Source organism: Mucilaginibacter gynuensis, from assembly GCF_039541195.1.
GTDB lineage: Bacteria > Bacteroidota > Bacteroidia > Sphingobacteriales > Sphingobacteriaceae > Mucilaginibacter > Mucilaginibacter gynuensis.
The window spans coordinates 17,058-36,744 of the sequence record NZ_BAABFT010000019.1 but is presented as its reverse complement, the minus strand read 5'-3'; the positions used below and the strand labels follow the sequence as shown (position 1 = coordinate 36,744).

17 protein-coding genes are annotated in these 19,687 nt (G+C 44.0%); 9 read left to right on the top strand and 8 right to left on the bottom strand.

The features are described 5' to 3' along the window. Positions 1-8 precede the first annotated feature (8 nt). From ABD894_RS24100 to ABD894_RS24070, 7 genes are all read left to right on the top strand, one after another. Entirely contained in the window at positions 9-1,019 is a 1,011-nt protein-coding gene (locus tag ABD894_RS24100) for a DUF3078 domain-containing protein (protein ID WP_345213652.1), read from the top strand. 83 nt (positions 1,020-1,102) lie between these two features. Further along, positions 1,103-2,431 (top strand): signal recognition particle protein, encoded by a 1,329-nt coding sequence (gene ffh / locus ABD894_RS24095; RefSeq protein ID WP_345213651.1) that lies wholly within the window; start codon positions 1,103-1,105, stop codon positions 2,429-2,431. Positions 2,432-2,538: 107 nt separating this feature from the next. Next, positions 2,539-3,102: a TFIIB-type zinc ribbon-containing protein gene (locus ABD894_RS24090; protein WP_345213650.1), complete on the top strand. Its 564-nt coding sequence runs from the start codon at positions 2,539-2,541 to the stop codon at positions 3,100-3,102. A 60-nt stretch (positions 3,103-3,162) separates the two neighbouring features. Continuing rightward, complete coding sequence (locus tag ABD894_RS24085; protein WP_345213649.1) at positions 3,163-4,758, top strand: M1 family metallopeptidase; 1,596 nt, start codon at positions 3,163-3,165, stop codon at positions 4,756-4,758. Between the two features lie 52 nt (positions 4,759-4,810). Continuing rightward, positions 4,811-6,349 carry a YifB family Mg chelatase-like AAA ATPase gene (locus ABD894_RS24080; RefSeq protein WP_345213648.1) on the top strand — a complete coding sequence of 513 codons (1,539 nt, stop codon included), beginning with the start codon at positions 4,811-4,813 and terminating at the stop codon, positions 6,347-6,349. 72 nt (positions 6,350-6,421) lie between these two features. Continuing rightward, entirely contained in the window at positions 6,422-6,820 is a 399-nt protein-coding gene (locus tag ABD894_RS24075) for a hypothetical protein (protein WP_345213647.1), read from the top strand. Positions 6,821-6,925: 105 nt separating this feature from the next. Then, positions 6,926-7,297 (top strand): response regulator, encoded by a 372-nt coding sequence (locus ABD894_RS24070; protein WP_345213646.1) that lies wholly within the window; start codon positions 6,926-6,928, stop codon positions 7,295-7,297. 61 nt (positions 7,298-7,358) lie between these two features. On the opposite strand, the gene ABD894_RS24065 is transcribed toward ABD894_RS24070, so the two are convergent. Continuing rightward, entirely contained in the window at positions 7,359-10,283 is a 2,925-nt protein-coding gene (locus ABD894_RS24065; protein WP_345213645.1) for an outer membrane beta-barrel protein, read from the bottom strand. 587 nt (positions 10,284-10,870) lie between these two features. On the opposite strand from ABD894_RS24065, the gene ABD894_RS24060 reads away from it, so the two are divergent. Beyond that, positions 10,871-11,140: a hypothetical protein gene (locus ABD894_RS24060; RefSeq protein WP_345213644.1), complete on the top strand. Its 270-nt coding sequence runs from the start codon at positions 10,871-10,873 to the stop codon at positions 11,138-11,140. Positions 11,141-11,149: 9 nt separating this feature from the next. Here the strand turns inward: ABD894_RS24060 and ABD894_RS24055 are convergent, their stop codons facing one another. Beyond that, positions 11,150-12,394, bottom strand: coding sequence for a PDZ domain-containing protein (locus tag ABD894_RS24055; RefSeq protein ID WP_345213643.1), 1,245 nt, complete (start codon positions 12,392-12,394; stop codon positions 11,150-11,152). A gap of 605 nt (positions 12,395-12,999) precedes the next feature. Between ABD894_RS24055 and ABD894_RS24050 the strand changes: the two genes are divergently transcribed. Next, positions 13,000-13,977, top strand: coding sequence for an integrase core domain-containing protein (locus ABD894_RS24050; RefSeq protein ID WP_345213642.1), 978 nt, complete (start codon positions 13,000-13,002; stop codon positions 13,975-13,977). A 130-nt stretch (positions 13,978-14,107) separates the two neighbouring features. On the opposite strand, the gene ABD894_RS24045 is transcribed toward ABD894_RS24050, so the two are convergent. The 6 genes from ABD894_RS24045 to porX all read right to left on the bottom strand — a co-directional run bounded on the left by ABD894_RS24045 (position 14,108) and on the right by porX (position 19,629). Further along, positions 14,108-15,154, bottom strand: a complete 1,047-nt coding sequence (locus tag ABD894_RS24045; RefSeq protein ID WP_345213641.1) for a YihY/virulence factor BrkB family protein — start codon at positions 15,152-15,154, stop codon at positions 14,108-14,110. Positions 15,155-15,288: 134 nt separating this feature from the next. After that, positions 15,289-15,969, bottom strand: coding sequence for a M15 family metallopeptidase (locus ABD894_RS24040; protein WP_345213640.1), 681 nt, complete (start codon positions 15,967-15,969; stop codon positions 15,289-15,291). A gap of 3 nt (positions 15,970-15,972) precedes the next feature. Further along, a complete protein-coding gene (locus ABD894_RS24035) occupies positions 15,973-17,199 on the bottom strand; it encodes an alanine dehydrogenase (protein WP_345213639.1) in 1,227 nt (408 codons plus the stop codon). 50 nt (positions 17,200-17,249) lie between these two features. Continuing rightward, complete coding sequence (tsaE, locus tag ABD894_RS24030; RefSeq protein ID WP_345213638.1) at positions 17,250-17,666, bottom strand: tRNA (adenosine(37)-N6)-threonylcarbamoyltransferase complex ATPase subunit type 1 TsaE; 417 nt, start codon at positions 17,664-17,666, stop codon at positions 17,250-17,252. 219 nt (positions 17,667-17,885) lie between these two features. After that, entirely contained in the window at positions 17,886-18,065 is a 180-nt protein-coding gene (locus tag ABD894_RS24025) for a hypothetical protein (protein WP_345213637.1), read from the bottom strand. Between the two features lie 10 nt (positions 18,066-18,075). After that, on the bottom strand, positions 18,076-19,629 hold the full coding sequence (porX, locus tag ABD894_RS24020; protein WP_345213636.1) for a T9SS response regulator signal transducer PorX: 1,554 nt from the start codon (positions 19,627-19,629) through the stop codon (positions 18,076-18,078). Positions 19,630-19,687: the final 58 nt, after the last annotated feature.

The following is a 19,687-nucleotide window of genomic DNA, read 5'->3' as shown; positions in this document are numbered from 1 at the left end:
TGGGTAATATGATAAAAACCGTTACTAAGCTTTTATTTACAATACTACTTGCAGGCGCCGTACCGGCTTTAGCGCAGGTAAAAGACACCCTTAAAACGGATAGTGTTAAAATAGATACCGGTTTATTGAACCGGTACCGTATCGAATCGCGCAGGAACGCGCTCCCTACCCGTATTCGCCCGGTTGAACTGGTGCCCGAGTACATTCCGCTCAACATGCCCGAATACAATATCAGCCATTGGAAGAGATGGTTCACCGTGGCATTAAACTTTAACCAATCGGCCTTTAGTACCAACTGGAGCGCGGGTGGTGTAAGTGCCGTGGCTGTGGGTACCAATGTTATTATGAAAACGGAATATAATAAAGCGCCATTTTCATACACCTCGGAGGTTAACTTTTTGTACGGCCGCTCAAAAAACAAAGGCCAGGGCGCGCGTAAAACCAACGACAGGCTTTTTATAGATAATAAACTGGCCACGCAGATGTCGAAAAGCTGGTTCTTCTTCGGGTCGTTAAGTATAGAAACCCAAGTTGATAAAGGTTTTCAGTATCCCGATCCTAATCCGCCGGTAGTAATATCGAAGTTCTTAGGCCCCGGTTATATCACCGAGTCGGTGGGTTTTGAGTATAAGCCAAACCGCTATCTTGACGTACGTTTAGGTACAGGTACAGCCCGCCAAACCCTGGTATTAGATACCGCGCTATACCGTACGCAACCGGGCAACTATGGTGTTACGGTAGGTAAAAGGGTACGTAACGAGCTGGCTTTTCAGGGTATAGCCACGTTTGATAAGGATATTATGCAAAACCTGCACCTTAACTGGCGCTACGCGTTATTCATTCCGTACGGCCGTCCGCTCGATTTTACCAACCACCGTTTGGATGTTACGCTGATAGCCCGTGTGAACAAGCTGATAAACGTTACCATAAACGGCACGGCGCTGTATAATAAAGATACCTCTAAAAAAATACAGGGTACCGAGGGGCTTGCATTGGGTGTAATGTACCGTTATCCGTAATTATCGCGTTTAACTCACCGGCATAACCAATAAACTCACAACTAAATTGTTAACTTTGCATCCTCTAAAATTGAGGTAATATAATGTTTGAAAATCTTTCGGATAAACTCGACAGGGCGTTCAAGGTCCTAAAGGGTCAGGGCTCTATTACAGAAATTAACGTGGCTGAAACCATGAAGGAAATACGCAAAGCCCTTCTGGATGCCGACGTAAACTATAAAACCGCTAAAGCGTTCACTGACGACGTTAAGCAAAAAGCGTTAGGCCAAAACGTACTTACTTCTATTTCGCCGGGGCAGTTGCTCACCAAGGTAATGAATGATGAGCTTACCGAACTGATGGGCGGTACTACCTCTGATATCAGTTTTCCGGCTACGCCAACTATCATCCTGATTGCGGGTTTGAACGGTGCAGGTAAAACCACCTTTACCGGTAAACTGGCCAACTACTTAAAAACTCAAAAAAACAAAAAGCCTTTACTAATTGCAGGCGACGTTTACCGCCCCGCGGCGATAGACCAATTGCAGGTATTAGGCCAGCAGATAGGCGTACCGGTTTATGCCAACCTCGAATCAAAAGACCCTATAGCTATTGCCAAAGAAGGTATAGCCTTAGCTAAACAGAACGGTAACAACGTAGTAATTGTAGATACCGCCGGCCGTTTAGCTATTGATGAGGCCATGATGGTGGAGATTGAGCAGGTAAAAGCCGCTACTAACCCGCACGAGATATTGTTTGTGGTAGATTCCATGACGGGGCAGGATGCTGTGAACACCGCTAAGGTGTTCAACGACAGGCTTGACTTTACCGGTGTGGTGTTAACCAAATTAGATGGTGATACCCGTGGTGGTGCCGCGTTGTCAATTAAATCGGTAGTAAACAAGCCGATCAAGTTTATTGGTACCGGCGAAAAGATGGAAGCATTGGATGTTTTCCACCCTGATCGTATGGCATCGCGTATTTTGGGCATGGGTGACGTGGTTTCGTTGGTAGAGCGTGCACAACAGCAGTTCGACGAGAAACAAGCTGCAGAACTACAGAAAAAGATCCGCAAAAATAAATTCGACTTTAACGACTTCTATAGCCAGATACAGCAGATCAAAAAAATGGGTAACATGAAAGATCTGATGGGCATGATACCGGGCGTAGGTAAAATGATGAAGGATGTAGAAGTTGATGATAATGCCTTTAAAGCGATTGAAGCCATCATACAATCAATGACACCGTCTGAAAAAGAAAATCCGGATAGCATTAACCAAAGTCGCCGTACACGTATAGCCAATGGTTCGGGTACTGATATTGCCGAGGTGAACCGCCTGATAAAGCAATTTGAAGATATGCGTAAAGTGATGAAACAAATGAGCAACCCCGCAGCCATGGCCAACATGATGCGCCGGATGCCGAAAGGATAACCACTGCTGCAATAAAATAGGAAGCCTCTGATTTATCAGGGGCTTTTTTTGTGCTTTTAAATGAAAGTGATATTTAAAAAGGATTTGTTATTTTCATCCCCATATACATGACAACCTCAAACTCAACCAACAAATGCAGCAATTGCGGCGGTACGCTCGTATTAGACGCCTTGCAATCAATAAATAAGTGTAAATACTGTGGCAGCGAGTTTAGGCAGAATGAAAGTTTTGAATTTAGCGGGAGTGAGTTTCAGCCGAACGAAAGTTTTGTATTTAAGAGTGTGCAAATTACTATTGATAACAATACTGAAGTTCAGGTGGATGATACCCGCCGATTTTTTAACCCGGCAAATGTGAAGCCTCCATCGAGGGTAACTGTTTTTAGAGATTTTGCCTTAAAGGGACTTCTCTTTTGGGTCATCTATTCTATAATAACGAGAGGGTTTTTTCCGGTTATTTGGGGTAAGCATTTTGAGGGCGATTCAAGCTATTTCAATAATATATTTATTAGCAAAATTGGAGAAGAGCTTTGGTTTGCACGGGGTTTTATTTGTATCCTGATTGTTCCACTGGTGTTATCAATAACACAATATCCAAAGATTCTGGCTAAGTTTAATACAAACATGGAAAAAATAAGGCAAGCGCAAATTGATCGTTTTACATCGATATAAGTGTTAACCTGTATACATCGGTAAGTGAATCCCTAATTTTTCAAATCAAAACTTTCTACCATGAATAAATACTGTTTTGCCCTGTTACCCCTGTTGTTTGTGGCCGGGGTAAAGGCCCAGGTGCCCGGTGCGGCTATAGATGTGCAGCATTATAGTTTTAACCTGGTATTAAATGATGAAAATAACAGCATAAAAGGGAAAGCGGTAATTGATGTAACCGCTTTAAAAAACACCCCGGAGGTATCGTTCGACCTCATTGCTAAAAAGGGAACAGGCAAGGGAATGGTAATAAGCGCCGTAACCGAAAACGGAAAGGATGTTAAGTTTGAGCAAGGACCGGATGCGGTAAAGATCTTGTCGCCCATCGCTTCGCAGAGTAAACACAGCTATATTATCGTTTATGAAGGCATCCCGGCCGATGGACTGATTATCTCTACCAATAAATACGGCAAGCGCACCTTTTTTGGCGATAACTGGCTTAAGCGTGCCCGCAACTGGCTGCCATGTGTAGATGATGTGGCCGATAAAGCGACTGTTGAATTTACCGTTACCGCGCCTGCCCATTACAGCGTTGTGGCTAATGGCGTAAAGACCCAAGAAACAACCACCGGGCAAACCAAACTAACACAATGGAAAGAAACCGCGCCCATATCAACCAAAATAATGGTGATTGGCGTGGCCGATTTTGCCGTAACGCAATCTGGTACGGTGAATGATGCTATCCCGGTTTATTCTTACGTTTTTCAGCAGGATAAGGAGGCCGGGTTTAAAAGCTATGCCTGCGCTAATGAGATACTGCCGGTATTTATAAAAAAGGTTGGTCCGTACGCTTATAAAAAGCTGGCCAATGTACAATCGAAAACCATTTTCGGCGGAATGGAAAACGCGGGCGCTATCTTCTATTATGAAAATTCGGTATTGGATAAAGCTATTGAAGCATTGGTGGCGCACGAAATTGGTCACCAATGGTTTGGCGATGCCGTTACCGAAAAAAGCAGCAAGGATGTTTGGCTAAGCGAAGGTTTCGCCACCTTTATGTGCAATTATTACCACGAATATAAGTACGGTGTTGACAGTCTGAACAAACGCCTGATGGTCGATAGAAAAACCATCTTCAATTTCGAGAAAACTAGGCAAACACCGGTGGTAGATACCACGCAGGAGAAAGACCCACTAACGATACTTAACCCCAATGCTTACCAAAAAGGAGGCTGGGTATTACACATGCTTCGCCGGAAGATAGGGGAAGATGCGTTTTGGAAAGGCCTGAGAGCCTACTACGCCAAATACATGAACAAGAATGCCGATACCGATGATTTCCGTACCGAAATGGAGCAGGCAAGCGGCACCGATCTTAAACCGTTTTTTAAACAATGGCTGAATACGCCCGGTCATCCGCGTGTGGGGGTGATGTGGTCGTATGATGTAAAAAGGAAAAAGATCAGTTTAAATATAGATCAGAGCAATGCCCATACGTACGATTTAACCGTGGAACTTAAAATTGATAAAACGCTGCACAAGTTTAAGCTGAATACCGATTTTAAGGACTACGTGATACCTTATCCCACAAAACCTAAAAGTATAATTGCCGACCCTAACGTAAACTTACTGGCCGAATTTGGCGTGCAGGAAATGGTATCGCCCGCAAAAAAATAACGGGCTTGTTGGCAAAAATCTATATCTTTCGCTGTAAATAAACTTTATTACAGTGTTAGTTAAAACTTTTGGCAGCGCGGTTTACGGTATTGAGGCTATTACGATAACTGTTGAGGTAAACATTGCAGCCGGTACTAAATATTTTATTGTAGGCCTGCCCGATAATGCAATTAAGGAAAGCTATTTCCGGATAGAATCGGCACTTAAAAACTGCGGTTATAAGATGCCCCGCCAGCAGGTGGTGGTAAACATGGCCCCGGCAGATATCCGCAAGGAAGGTTCGGCATACGATCTTACTATCGCTACAGGCGTATTAGCCGCGTCGGGACAAATAGAATCAGAAAACCTAGATAAATACCTCATAATGGGCGAGCTATCGCTTGATGGAGGTTTGCAACCCATAAAAGGCGCTTTGCCCATATCCATACAGGCACGTAAAGAAGGCTTTAAAGGCTTCATACTACCCAAACAAAACGCCCGTGAGGCGGCCATAGTGAACGATCTGGAGGTTTACGGCGTGGAAAGCATTAAAGAAGTGATAGGCTTCTTTAACGGCGATATCAAACTTACCCCCGAAGTAGTTGATACCCGCGACGAATTTTACAATAGCCTGAGCAAATACGATAGCGACTTTAGCGAAGTTAAAGGCCAGGAGAATATTAAACGGGCCTTGGAAATTGCCGCGGCAGGAGGCCACAATGTGATCCTGATCGGTCCGCCGGGGGCAGGGAAAACCATGCTGGCCAAAAGGCTGCCATCCATACTGCCACCGCTAAGCCTGCACGAATCCTTAGAAACAACCAAGATCCATTCGGTCGCCGGTAAACTATCAGCAGCCGATGCTTTGGTAACCCGCAGGCCATTCCGGTCGCCGCACCACACCATTTCAGATGTTGCCCTTGTTGGCGGTGGCGGAAACCCGCAACCCGGTGAAATTTCGCTGGCGCATAATGGCGTATTGTTCTTGGATGAATTGCCCGAGTTTAAACGTACTGTGCTTGAAGTAATGCGCCAGCCGCTGGAAGAACGCCGTGTAACCATATCACGCGCCCGTTTTACGGTTGATTACCCATCGAGCTTTATGCTGGTGGCTTCCATGAACCCATGTCCTTGCGGCTATTATAATCACCCCGAAAAAGAATGCGTATGCCCGCCGGGCATGGTACAAAAATATATGGCCAAAATTTCGGGTCCGCTGCTGGACAGGATAGACCTGCACGTAGAGGTTACCCCGGTAAACTTCAGCGAACTATCATCAGACCGCTTGGCCGAAAAGAGTGAACTGATCCGTGAGCGGGTAATTAAAGCGCGCGATATACAAATAGAACGGTTTGGCGAAAGGCCCGATCTGCACGCCAATGCACAAATGAGTCCGCAAATGGTACGCGATATTTGTAAAATAGACAATGCCGGGCAAACGCTGCTCAAAAAAGCGATGGAAAAGCTGGGGCTTTCCGCCCGTGCTTATGACCGCATCCTCAAAGTAGCCCGCACCATTGCCGACCTTGCCGGAAGCGAAGATATATTATTAGAACATTTAGCCGAAGCCATTGATTTCAGAAGCTTGGATAGAGAAGGTTGGGCAGGGTAATAGCTACAGCAACTAAATTTTTGTTTGGAATGAGTTGTCTTGCTTTTTAACAGAGAATTACCGGTTAATCAAATGAAAAAGTTTTTACTGTTTATTATTTGCTTAAGCCTTGTTGCGTGCGACAACAGAACCGACATAGAAAAGGTGATAACCGACACGACAAACCGCGGTTACTGGATAAGAATGGGTATGGATTCTACCGGCCATTATAAGGATTTCTTTGATCGCTTTGAATTTTACAAGAACGGAAAATATACAATATTCAGTTCAACAGATTTTCACAAAAAGGGCGATGAGTTTAGAATAGGAATAGATGAAACATATAGCTACGATTGGCAATACAACACTATCGACAGCGTATTAACCATCGGCGGGCTCATTTATAAGATTGATAAAGCTTCGAGCGATTCCATTTTGATGAGTGGCTGGCATTATAAAGGGAAATATATTTTTTTGAAACGTTACGAATAAAGGTATAAACTAACTTTTTAAAAAATAAATAGGTGTCGCTAAAACAATTATACCATTTTGAAACTTATAGTTAGTTTTACAAGCAACAATACCACAAAACCCACAATGACTACCCCCTCTAAAAAGATCATTATTTTTGATGATGATGAAGATATACTGGCTATATGTAATTACGTATTGGAAGAAAACGGCTGGGATATTACCACCTATAACAACTGCAATAACATTGTAGAAAAAGTAGCTGCCACTATGCCCGATGTTATACTAATGGACAACTGGATACCCGATGCCGGGGGGATAAAAGCCACGCAAACCTTAAAAGCTACTGAAGAACTGAAAAATATTCCCGTGGTTTATTTTTCAGCAAACAGCGATATCCAAAAACTGGCCGAAACCGCCGGAGCCGAAACCTGGCTGGCCAAACCCTTTGATCTGGGTGATTTAGAACGCATCATTACAAGTGTGATTAAACAGTAATTCATTTATCATATAAAAAGAAAGGCGCTCCTGTATTCAGGAACGCCTTTCTTTTTATATTTTACATAGCGCCTGGTCCGCCCGGACCGCCGCCACCCGGGCCTCTGTCGCCCCTGCCACCTCTGAAATCGCGGGGTTCATCGCTTGGGGCTTTGCCTGCAAATTTTTGCAGACGTAAGCTAAAGGTAAGCAAAAAGTAACGGCCAAGTTTGTTAACATTGGTTTGCGTGGTAATGTTACCCACGTCGGTACTTGAAAAGCCTGTGTTTTGGTTAAATAAGTCGAACCCTTGCACACGTACGGTCGCCATATTGTTTTTCAGGAAACGGCGTTCAACATACACGTTCAATATGTTAGGGTTTTTAATTGGCACGCTGTATCCGTAGTTTAATGAGCGGGTAAAGTCGTAGCTTAAAGTCCAGTCTTTCCAGAAGTAATTTTTACCGTTAACACCCAAGTTAAGCGTACGCACATTGGTGTTTTGGTTAAACAACGGGTTGCTGTTTAACGAGTTGGTTGTTTTGTTGATAGAATAGCTGGTGTTTACCTCGGCATCAACAATATCGGTAAAGTTGGTACGGAAACGTATACCCGGACTAACGATCAAACTTTTTGATATATTCTTCGCGATGGCCGACGATACGTTATTGCTATCGATAGAACCCGAGAAACCGATGTTGTTGGTGTACGATACGTTACCGTTGATAATAAGGGTATACTTACGCTGCGCCCATGGTTTCGAGAACAAACCGAATGCGCTGGCTTGGTAGTAGCCATCGGCATTAGTATAGGTAGTTAAGTTAGTGTTCTGGAAGTTTTTAAGACTCGGGTTAGCGCTAAGTACACTCTGGCTAAACCTAACCGGGTAAGTGATGGTAGAGGTTACTACCTTATCATTAGTTTGCGTGAATGACAAATTACTGAAAAATACATTGCCTGTGTCAAAGCTGGCATTGCGATACCTTAAGTTCAAACGGTTGCTGAACGATGCATCCAAATTTGGATTACCCTGAACGGGGTAAAGTGCGTTTGAAAGATCGACCACCGGCTGTAACTCGTTAAACTGCGGCTGATCGGCAGAGCCATTGTAGTTAAAGCTTAATGATTTTGCACGGGAGAAATTATACGTAAAACGGGCCGTAGGCACAAAATTAAAACCTGTTACACGGGTATTGGTATTGTTGGTGATAGATTGACCATCAAGCACCGTAGGCTGGCCGCCAACACCTAACGTTAAATTGTATTTGCTTTCTATTAAGCGGTAGTTGGCACCAAACAGGTTGGTAGTAAAGGTATAATTATAGTTGTTGCTTAACAGCGCGTATTGGTTAAAGTTATCCTGTAATCCGCTGGTAATATCAAGCGTATCGGTTCTTTTATCGCTGGTGGTATACGAGTGGTTAAAAGCATAGTTTAACTCCAGGAACGATACCTTGCTTAATGGCTCCATATACGACAGGTTAGTACCGTAAGTAGTGGTGCGGCTGTTGGTGTTAATGCGTTGGTTTAACGGCGATGTTGGTACGCCTGCGGTATAGTTATATATCGGGTTATCAAACTGTGTGTTCTTTGTAGAATTGAACGACATGTTTACGCTGAAGTTACGGCCACGTGAGTTAAACTTGTGGTTATACAACGCGTTCAGGCCAAAATTTGGCGATGTTGAATTGGTTACCGAGTTTACATTATAAGCGAGATTGGTACTATCGCCACGGGTTGACAGTACATCATCAATGCTATTAACATCATTTTTTGAATACGAGAACGATGGAACGAACTTAAAGTAGTTCATAGAATCGAGCCTGTACTCAATATTGAAATTGAAACGGTGATTTATCACCCCACGATCCTGGTTACTGGTAGAGTTACTGGTACTTGGGTTTACAAATTTGTTGATCTGTAATGATGTTGAGTTAGTGAAGGTGCTATTATCGTTAAAACTGTAGCTCCCGTAAACCGACACCTTTTTACCCCATTCGTCTCTAAAGTTTAAGCCGATAGATTTTGAATTGGTGATACCGTTGGCGCCTGTTGTTTGGCCGCTGCCTTGCAAGGCGTTACCACGACCACCGCCGCCACCACCACGGTTGCCGCCACCGCCGCCAACACCGCTGCCGCCTGAGGCAGAAGTAAAGTTGAACGTATTTACGTTGGTGTTATTCAGGTTACCCATAATAGATACCTGCTGATCGCCATTGAAACGGTAATAGTTTACCAAGCCGATGTGCCTGTTATCATTACTAACGCCCGGATTGCTGGGTAAAGCATCGCTGCCATCACCGGCTGTAGCCTGTAAAGTATAGCCGTAGTTTTTATCCTTACGGATGTTGATGTTCAATATCTTGTTAGGCTCGCCGGTTTTAATGCCGGTAAGGTTGGCCTGGTCGCCGTAATCGTCAACAATTTGTATGTTATCGATAATATCGGCAGGCAGGTTTTTGGTAGCCGATAAAACATCACCACCAAAGTAATCCTTTCCGTTAACGCGCACTTTGGTAACCGATTTACCTTCGGCGCTTACGTTACCGTCTTTATCCACATCTACGCCGGGCAGCTTTTTAAGCACATCCTCAATAGGCGCGTTGGCGCGTACCGGGAAGGCGCTCACTTTGTATTCAACCGTATCTTCTTTTACGGTAACGGGCGTTACGCCCACTACGCTTACCCCGGCTAACTGGTTGCTTTGCATTTGCAGCACAATAGTACCCACATTGGCGGGTTTGGTATCGGCATCAAGCGTAAAGTGTTTTAAAAGGGTTTGGTAGCCTATTGATGATATGGTGATATTCAGCTTGGTGCCTTTTACTGATGGAAAGGTGAACTTACCATCAACATTGGCTGCAACAACGGTGCTGTCGCCTTTATCTGATGTTAGTTTAACGCTGGCACCGGGTACCGATAGCTTGGTAGAATCGAGCACCGTTCCGCTAACTTCCCTGCCCGATTGAGCAAAGGTGCGGGGTGTAGCGAGGCAGATAACTGCCATGATAAGTAATAGATATTTCATATATGGTTTAGCAAAGTCTACTGTATATTTTGCAGTAGAGACAACAATTATTATACAAATGTTTAACTATTAAATGTTAAAACAATATGTATACATAGCATTGTTACATAGGCCTGTAGGCCATTTTTGCTACTGGATATGGCGAAAATTAACCGGATATGTCATTATTTGACCTATACAAGGCTTAATTGGCCACATTTAATATTAAAACAGTATTAAATAGGTGTGTTTATCACAATTTAACAATGTTGTTACCATGTCTGCACTCATTGCCATAGTGTTTTATACCGCCTGCATTTTAGTTCAACGTTGTAACATCCGTATTAAATTATGTACGATAGCAGGGAAGAGGGTAGCATCGGCGAAAATGCCGTAAGCGGTTGGTTAAGTAATACGAAAGTATGGTTAATAGCAATATTGCAACCAATGTGTGTTGTAAAAGAGGTTGTTACAATTGCTGCTAACAAGAGCAATCCACACGTGTTGGTAAAATAATAAACAATAGGTTGTAACAAAGCGTGGGTGGTGTGCGTTAAAGTTAAATTACATCGTCACAATATTAACCTATGGCTAAAAACAGAGCATCGTTGCACTCACGGGTGCACAAGTGGATCAACACGATCGGATTCAGGCTAAATGCCTCGCAAACGGGTAAAGATAACGTTACCACGAACCATTATTTTTTTGAAACTTTTAATTTTATTGAAAGCGAAAAGAACAACGATCATTCAAAATCGAAGTTCCTTTGTTTTGATATGTATGGCGAAAAGATGAACGTAAAGTCATTGCTTGATCTGCAATCGGCGTTTTTCGATAATATCAGTCAGCTTAAGTAAGCAAGGGATTTAAATTCTTCGTTTTAATGTTATGATCACCCTTTCAAGAACCTTATCATGGTATATTTCAAGCAGCAAGGTTCGCTGGTCGCGTGACCGGAGCAAATTGTCTATTTGTTCCAGTGTCATTTCTGTAACGGGTTTAAAGTTGATAGATACGATCTGGTCATCTTTTTCAAGCCCTATATCATAGGCCGGCGAACCGGGCTCCACCCGGCTAATGATCACCACTTTGTGATCCTTGCCGCTGCCAAAGTATTCAAGTCCGCTCATGTCGTGCTCAAAAGGCTCTTTAAAACCCCGGCCCTTTTTTAAGTACATGGCGTTGCCGGTATAATCAAATACTATCGTAAACCGCTTTAAAATATCCATCCCCAAATTACCATCGCGTGCAATAGAAGGCCTTGTATTGGTATTCTTATCGCCGGGCATGGAGGTAAGCACATCCTTAATCTTATAATTGCCAAGGTCAACCTCGGCCACCCGGCTTATAAAACCGCTGATCGGTCCGTTTAAACCAATACCCAGGTTGGCTGCTATAAACTTTTGCGGTAACCCTTTATTCTTAATAAAATTATCCAGCGAGATAGGATGGCCTGCACCAAGGTCAATAATGAGTTTGTTGATAGACAATGTACCGTCGGTAAGCTTCACTATGGCATCCAAATAAGGCTTTTTTTCTTCAACGGTGATAGGTATGCGGGTGCCTTTCTTAAGCATTTTAATATCCGCAGGCCTGCAAACGGTAACGGTGCTATCGCTAAAATTTATTTTAACCGCCAGGTTATTAAAAAATTCATATCCCAATAAACCATGAATAGGCATACCTACATAGCTGCTTAAATTGAAATGGTCTTTTTTTAATATAGCGGCCGATACCGCGTAGCTTTTTAAGCCAGGGATATCCACGTTGAGGGGTGGTGTTACAAAAGCCTCGGCATCGCCGCCCTCGCCAAGTCCGGGAATCTTTACGGTTCTTTTATTGGTAAGATGGATAGAATCAACCAAATTAGGCTCGGTGATGAGCATAAGGCCTACGCCGGTATCTAAAATGAAATTATACGGGCCTGCGTTATTAATGTGGAGTTGTATAACCAGCATGTTGCGCACATGCTTAAAGGGCATGGTTACCTTCCTGCGGCCTTCTTCCAGATCAAAATACTGGGCGTTGGCTGTAGTAAAACAAGCACATAAACAACAAATAAGAAAAATAAAATGCAGTATGTGCTTACCGGTAAATGAACGGGTTAGCAAGGCTTTATAATTAGTATTTAAATTTACGATAAATACTAATTATAAAGCAATTTATATTATTGCCATCTCAGCATCTCAAATAAACCACGTCATTGCGAGGAACGAAGCAATCTCTAAGCTATACAGAGCGGATCTTCAAGTCGGGGATTGCTTCGTTCCTCGCAATGACGCGTTTTTTATGTTAGTTTCTTCCGTCAGCAAACAGCTTCGGGCGAAAGCGGGCAGAACTGTGGTGGCCAGGAGCGCAATGGCGGGCATAGGAACTTGTTGCACGTGGGGAGGAAGTGAGCGGCGAAGCATGGGGCAAAAGTTCCAGCCCTAAGTTCTGACTGCTTTGCAGGGCAACGGCCTTGTGCGGCAAAGAAGCCTATTGCTGGACAAGGGTTTTGTTACTTTTGCCCTCAAAAATAATGGGGCACTGCGCCCAAGAGCAGACTGATGTTAATTACAGCACAAGCACAGCCTAAGTAGAGATTGCTTCGTGCCTCGCAATGACGTGATTTATATACAGTAAGCACAAAACGCAACGAGATTGCTTCGTACCTCGCAATTGTAAAGGTTATATAATTCGGTAACAAGATTAGCTTTAAAAAAAGTTAGTCACCATGCGCATCAACACGAATGACCTCACCCTTAAGCGGAACTATCTTCAGACCTATCGTTTGCTGATCAAAGAATACGAACAGGTAAAAGCAGGGGAGCATCCAACTTTCAAATTAGCGAAAGACTTCTACAGCGCCCATCATACTGACAGGCGGAGCTTTCTGAAGTATTATAACCGTTATAAGCAATCAGGCAACGAAGAAGACCTGCTGCCTGGAAGGCGGGGGCCAAAGTATAAGACCCGCAGGCCGTCGTTAGCCGATGAAGCTTTAGTACTCGATATCCGCTCCAGAGGTTGCAATAAGTTTGAAATATCCGATGAGCTTAAGCAAAAATCAAATAACTTTAAGCCGTCACCTTCTGGGGTATATAACATCCTGAAGCGTTATGGCAGGAACCACTTAAAGCCGGCAGACAAGGAAGTTAAACGCAGGATCATCAAAGAGCGCATGGGACAATTAGGCCATATCGATTGCCATCACCTGAGCAGGACCATCATTCGGGGTCAACACCGCAAGCTTTACCTGCTTTGTGTCATTGATGATTACTCGCGGGTGGCTTTTGCAGAAGTGATGGAAGATATTACAGCACTTACCGCCATGTTTGCAGCTATGCGCTGTATGCGGATGATCCGTGAGAAGTTCGGCATCCAGTTCGAGGAGATCATTGCTGATAACGGCCCCGAGTTTGGCCCTGCAAACAGTCAGAACAAACGCAACCACCCTTTTGAGCGGATGCTGATGGAAACCGGTATCAAGCGCCGCTACATTCAGCCCTACCGCCCACAAACCAATGGAAAGGTGGAACGCTTCTGGAGAACACTCAAAGAAGACCTCATCGAAGAAACCGACTTTGACAGCCTTGAAGAGTTCGAAGATGAGCTGGTACAATACCTGGTGTACTATAACTGGGAAAGACCCCATCAGGGGATCGGAGGTAAAAAACCTATCGATATGATCACCCTAAACAACAAATCATAAATCAACTAATCTGTCCTCGAATTAATAAACCCTTACAGCAATGACGCGATTTTTATAAAAGCAGAACGCAACGAGATTGCTTCGTGTTTTTGCAGCGATGACGATAGTAAATAATAACGCGTTAAACAGATTACGCCTTCTTATCATCCTTACACTCATCCTTATCCTTATTGACATCATCGTCACATTTTAAAGCGCCTTCCAATTCGGGGTTTTGTGGTGGAATTTCTTTAACATTTCTTTCTACCTCGGTTTGCTGTACATGTACAGCATAGTCGGCCGGCTCAATGTGGCTGCCGTTGGCTTCGGCGTAAACCTGGGTAAACTCGGCTCCGATGTAAAGTATGGCGGCCGTGTAATAGATCCACACCAAAATAATAATGATAGAACCCGCCGTACCATAAGCCGAACCCTGTGCGGTATACTGAATATAGTTACTGATAATGTACTGGCCTAAAATAAATAAAAGCGCGGTGAAGATAGCACCTGCACGTACGTCTTTCCACTTGATCTTAACATCGGGCAACACCTTAAAGATAATGCCGAATAACACGGAGATTACCAGCAAGGTAATACCGAAATTAATAGCGAAGATGATAGTCCGGCCAACGACTGCCGATATGGAAGACCCCAGTACATGTGGCAGGAATTTAGTGATCTGGTCGCTGAAAGCACTGATAACGACGCTGACCAACAGCGATGTAAGTAACAAAAATCCTAAGCTGACTATGAGCGAGAAGGAAAGGAAGCGGTTTTGGAGCATCTTGACCCAACCCTTTTTCGGCTTGGCCTTTACCCGCCATATTATGTTCAACGAATCTTGGATCTCTAAAAATATACTGCTGGCACCCAATAGCAAGGTAACAATACCAACAGCAAGACCAATACCGCTTTTACCTTCAATATCCTGACTTTTAACGGTTGCTTTTATTTGGTCGGTAGCCTTGGCGCCTACATATTGCTCTATTTGTACATAAAATGTATCCCTGTTTTTTTTATCTTTTAAAAAGATACCGGTAACAGACAATATCAATATCAGCAATGGTGCTAACGAAAATATGGTGTAGTAAGCCAATGAGGCGCTAAGCTTTAAACCGTTATCGTTACCAAAACCGCTAAATGTGGCCAGGATAACCTTCCAAAACTGTTTAAGATATTCTTTACTAAATATTTTCATATACAGGCATTGTGTTGATGTTGAATAATAGAACTTACTCGTTAAGCAATTACGCGCGAAAATTGTTTAGCAATTTTGATGCCTTTATGGCCAAAAGCCCAATATTCATGCATATTGCAACAGCACCGTTACGCTTACAGGTCCTCAAACGGAATATCAAGCAAGCCGAATTTATCCCACCCTTTAAAATCATAATGCCACCATTCGGATGGGTATACGCTGAAACCGTTAGCTTCCATTACCTTTTTTAACAACTCGCGGTTATGCAGTTTTTGGGGCGAAAGCGGACCGTAATTGGCAGCGGCTTCCTTTTTAAAACTATCGTAACCGGTAGGCATATCCAGTTCTTTGCCGGTTTTAAGATTGATGAGGGTAAGATCAATAGCGCAGCCCCGGTTATGGCGCGAGCCCTTACGGGGATCGGCCACGAAGGTGGTATCTTTTGCAACTTCGTAGAACTTTACCGTGATGGTGTACGGCCGGTAGCCATCAAATATTTTTAAGCCAAGGCCAAGGGGCTTTAAATCGGTCTGTATTTTTTGGAGCGATTTGACCACCGGCAAGCGCGCGAACGCCCGTGCCTGTTTATACACCGGCTGCCCGGTAAAATTGTTTTTTGTAGCATAGCGGATGTCGAGCACGATGCCGGGTATGTACTTCTTTATTTCAATTAGTTGGTTATCCGGATTGGCTTTTATTTCGGCAGCGTATTTTGCTGGCGATGTTATTTTGGAGACATCAATAAACTTGTACTGTTGCGCATACACCGGCAGCCCGATGGTCAGCAGCAAAAAGTACAGCAATTGTTTCTTCATAAATTATAAGCTGGAAACGATCAGCAGGTCGAGATCTTTACACGGGATGTTGAAGCGTTCGCCAATGTGTTTATTGGTTAAGTGGCCCTGGTAAATGTAAACCGCGTTGCGCACCCCGGCCTTTTGCCATATCACATTTTTAATGCTGCCGTGTTCGCCGATATCAAGCAGGATAGGCGCGAAGATATTGGTAAGCGCATAAGTAGCCGTACGGGCCACACGTGAGGCTATGTTGGGCACGCAATAATGAATTACATCATACTTGCGGAAAACAGGATGGGTATGGTTGGTTACCTCTGATGTTTCAAAACAGCCGCCCTGGTCAATACTTACGTCGATGATCACCGAATCGCGCTTCATGCGGCTCACGGTTGATTCGGAGATGATACAGGGACTGCGGCCATCTTCGGCACGTAAAGCCCCAATGGCCACATCGCAGGTGGTAATGGCCTTTTCCAAAACAATAGGCTGCACTACAGATGTAAATACCCGGTTGCCGATGTTGTTTTGCAGTCGGCGAAGTTTATATATCGATGGGTCGAACACCTTTACCTCGGCACCCAATGATAGGGCGGTGCGTGCGGCATATTCGCCAACGGTACCCGCGCCTAATATTACAATTTCAGTAGGCGGAACACCGGTGATACCGCCCAGCATCAGGCCTTTACCTTCAAAAACGTTGCTTAGGTATTCGGCTGCTATCAGTATGGAGGTCGCGCCCACAATTTCGCTCATGGCGCGTACTACGGTAAGCGAACCGCCTTCATCAAGCAGATGTTCAAAACAAAGAGCGGTTATTTTTTTATTGAGGAGGGCTTGCAGGCTCTCGGCCTTCATGGTGGCTATTTGCAGGGTTGAAATGAGCAGCTGACCGGGTTTCATCAACTCGATTTCGGCCGGGGTTGGCGGCGCTATTTTGATGATCACATCGGCCTCGTATACCGTTTTAGTGTCGTATACAATTTGCGCGCCTTGCTCGCTGTAATCCTTGTCTAAAAAGTTGGCAGCTTTACCGGCATTGCTTTCCAGTATTACATCGTGCCCGTTATTTACCAGCAGGGCCACCGAAAGCGGGGTTAGCGGAATGCGGTTCTCCTGGAACGAAACCTCTTTAGGAATACCGATGTAAAGTTTGTTTTTCCTGGTTTTTACTTCCAGCATTGATTCCTGGGTTTGTCTTAGCGCCTGCCTGGCTACATCAGAAAACCCACTGTATTTCCCTGAACTCATTACGTATCAATTTCTGGATGATGAAGATAAGGAAAAAACGCAAATCGCGCTCAAATGTTTTCAACGTTTATCAGCCTCGGTCCGTCGTTTTGCGCGGTGATGCTTACACGGGTATAATGGTCGGGTAGCAGATCGGGTATTTTTTCGGGCCACTCAATAAAGCAGTAGTTGCCCGAGTAAAAGTATTCTTCATAACCCATATCCAGCGCTTCCGACTGTTGTTTTAGCCTGTAAAAATCGAAATGGAAAATATTATTGCCCCCACTGCGATACTCGTTAACAATAGAAAAAGTAGGACTGGTAACCTGTTCATCTACACCTAGCGCGGCACATAATTGTTTAATGAGCGTTGTTTTACCCGCGCCCATGTCGCCGTAAAACAAAAATATTTTATTGGTACCGGCCTCGGCCAGTAATTGCGTTGCCGCTTCGGGCAGGTTTGATAATGAGTTGGCGGTAATTAGCACGATAGCGTTGTTTTTACAGTCATTGATTCTTTTTGCCCATGCAAAGTTTAGAAGCAATTTATAGGGTCATCCTGAGCTTGTCGAAGGATCGCGCGCAGAGGCCTTCACCCACGCACCCTTCGACAAGCTCAGGGTGACAAGCCTCACTTCTGTGCCGCATGGGTTTTAAACCCGCAATGACGGGTTAGCCGCAAAAATAAATCAAAGTTTTTGAATGATCTATCTCAAATCATTCCATTCACTTCTTAATTTATGCTGTATAACTAAAGGCTCTTGTTCAAGGCTGAATATCCCCGAAAAACGCTTGGCATCAAAACCCTTTTTTGAGGGTCTTTTTGCCAGCGTTTCTTTCAGAATATCGATATCTTTTTGGCTCTTTAATATGAATAATAGTGCCATCCTATAAATTCTATTTCGGTCCGTAAGTAACCACCGGAATAATCATTTCTTCTAACGAGATACCGCCGTGCTGGAAGGTTTCGTTATAAAAATTCACAAAGTGATTATAATTATTAGGGTATACAAAGTAACCATCGCTTTTTGCGAACACAAAGCTTGAACTTACATGCAGCTTGGGCAGCATGGCATCGTGCGGGTTACGAACATGGAATACCTCTTTTGGGTTAAAATTAAGGTTGCGACCTTGCTTGTAACGCAGATTGGTATTGGTGTTTCGGTCGCCGATGATTTTGCTTGGATTTTTAACCTTGATGGTACCGTGGTCGGTAGTGATCACTACGCGCACTTGTTTTGAGGCCAAGAACTTCAACAAATCAAACAATGGCGAATGCTCAAACCATGATAACGTTAAAGAGCGGTAAGCGGCATCGTCGCTGGCCAGCTCGCGGATCATCTGCATATCGGTACGGGCGTGCGACAGCATATCCACAAAGTTGTAAACTACCACGTTCAGGTCGTTAGTCATGTAATTGCTTATCGACTCGTTAAGCGACCGGCCCTCGTCAATGTTCAGTATTTTATGGTACGAGAACTTGCAGTCCTTACGTAACGAACGTTTGATCTGGTCTTCCAGGAAATCGGCCTCATATAAGTTCTTACCGCCTTCATCCTCGTCGTTCTGCCATTTTTCGGGGAAGCGTTTTTCCATATCCAAAGGCATCAGGCCCGAGAAGATGGCATTACGCGCATATTGTGTAGCCGTAGGCAAAATACTGAAATAAGTATCCTCTTCCTCCAAACGGAAATACTCTGATATAATAGGGTTGATGATCTTAAACTGATCGTACCTTAAGTTATCTATCAATATAAAGAAAACAGGGCCGTTGCCATCAAGCTTAGGGAATACTTTTTTCTTGAACAATTGCGGCGAACTGGTTGGCGCGGTATCGGGGTTTTTAACCCAGTTGAGATAGTTCTTTTCAACAAACTTGCAAAACTGTACGTTGGCTTCGGCTTTTTGCAGGGTAAGTATCTCGTGCATCCCGGCATCTTCCAGGCTTTCCAGCTCCAGCTCCCAGTAGATCAATTTTTTGTACACATCCACCCATTCCTGGTAGCTCAGGTTATCGTTAAGCGTCATCCCCAGGTTACGGAAATCCTGCTGATAGGCCATAGTGGTTTTTTCGGTCACCAGGCGCTTGTTTTCGGTAAGTTTTTTAATGGTAAGCAGTATTTGCTTAGGGTGCACCGGCTTAATCAGGTAGTCGTCTATCTTTGATCCGATGGCATCTTCCATCAGGTATTCTTCTTCGCTTTTGGTGATCATTACAATAGGCACATCGTTATTGATGTTCTTGATCTGCGTAAGGGTTTCCAAGCCGGTAAGGCCGGGCATGTTCTCATCCAGGAAAACCAGGTCGAAATAGCCCTTTTTAAAAGCCTCAATGGCATCGTTTCCGCTGGTTACGGTACTTACCTTGTATCCTTTTTCGTTTAAAAAAAGTATATGTGGTTTTAACAGATCAATTTCGTCATCGGCCCATAATATTGTTGTATCCTGCATGTTGTTAAATATTTAAGATGCCCTTAACCTTCATTTATATTAAACTGATCAGTTTATA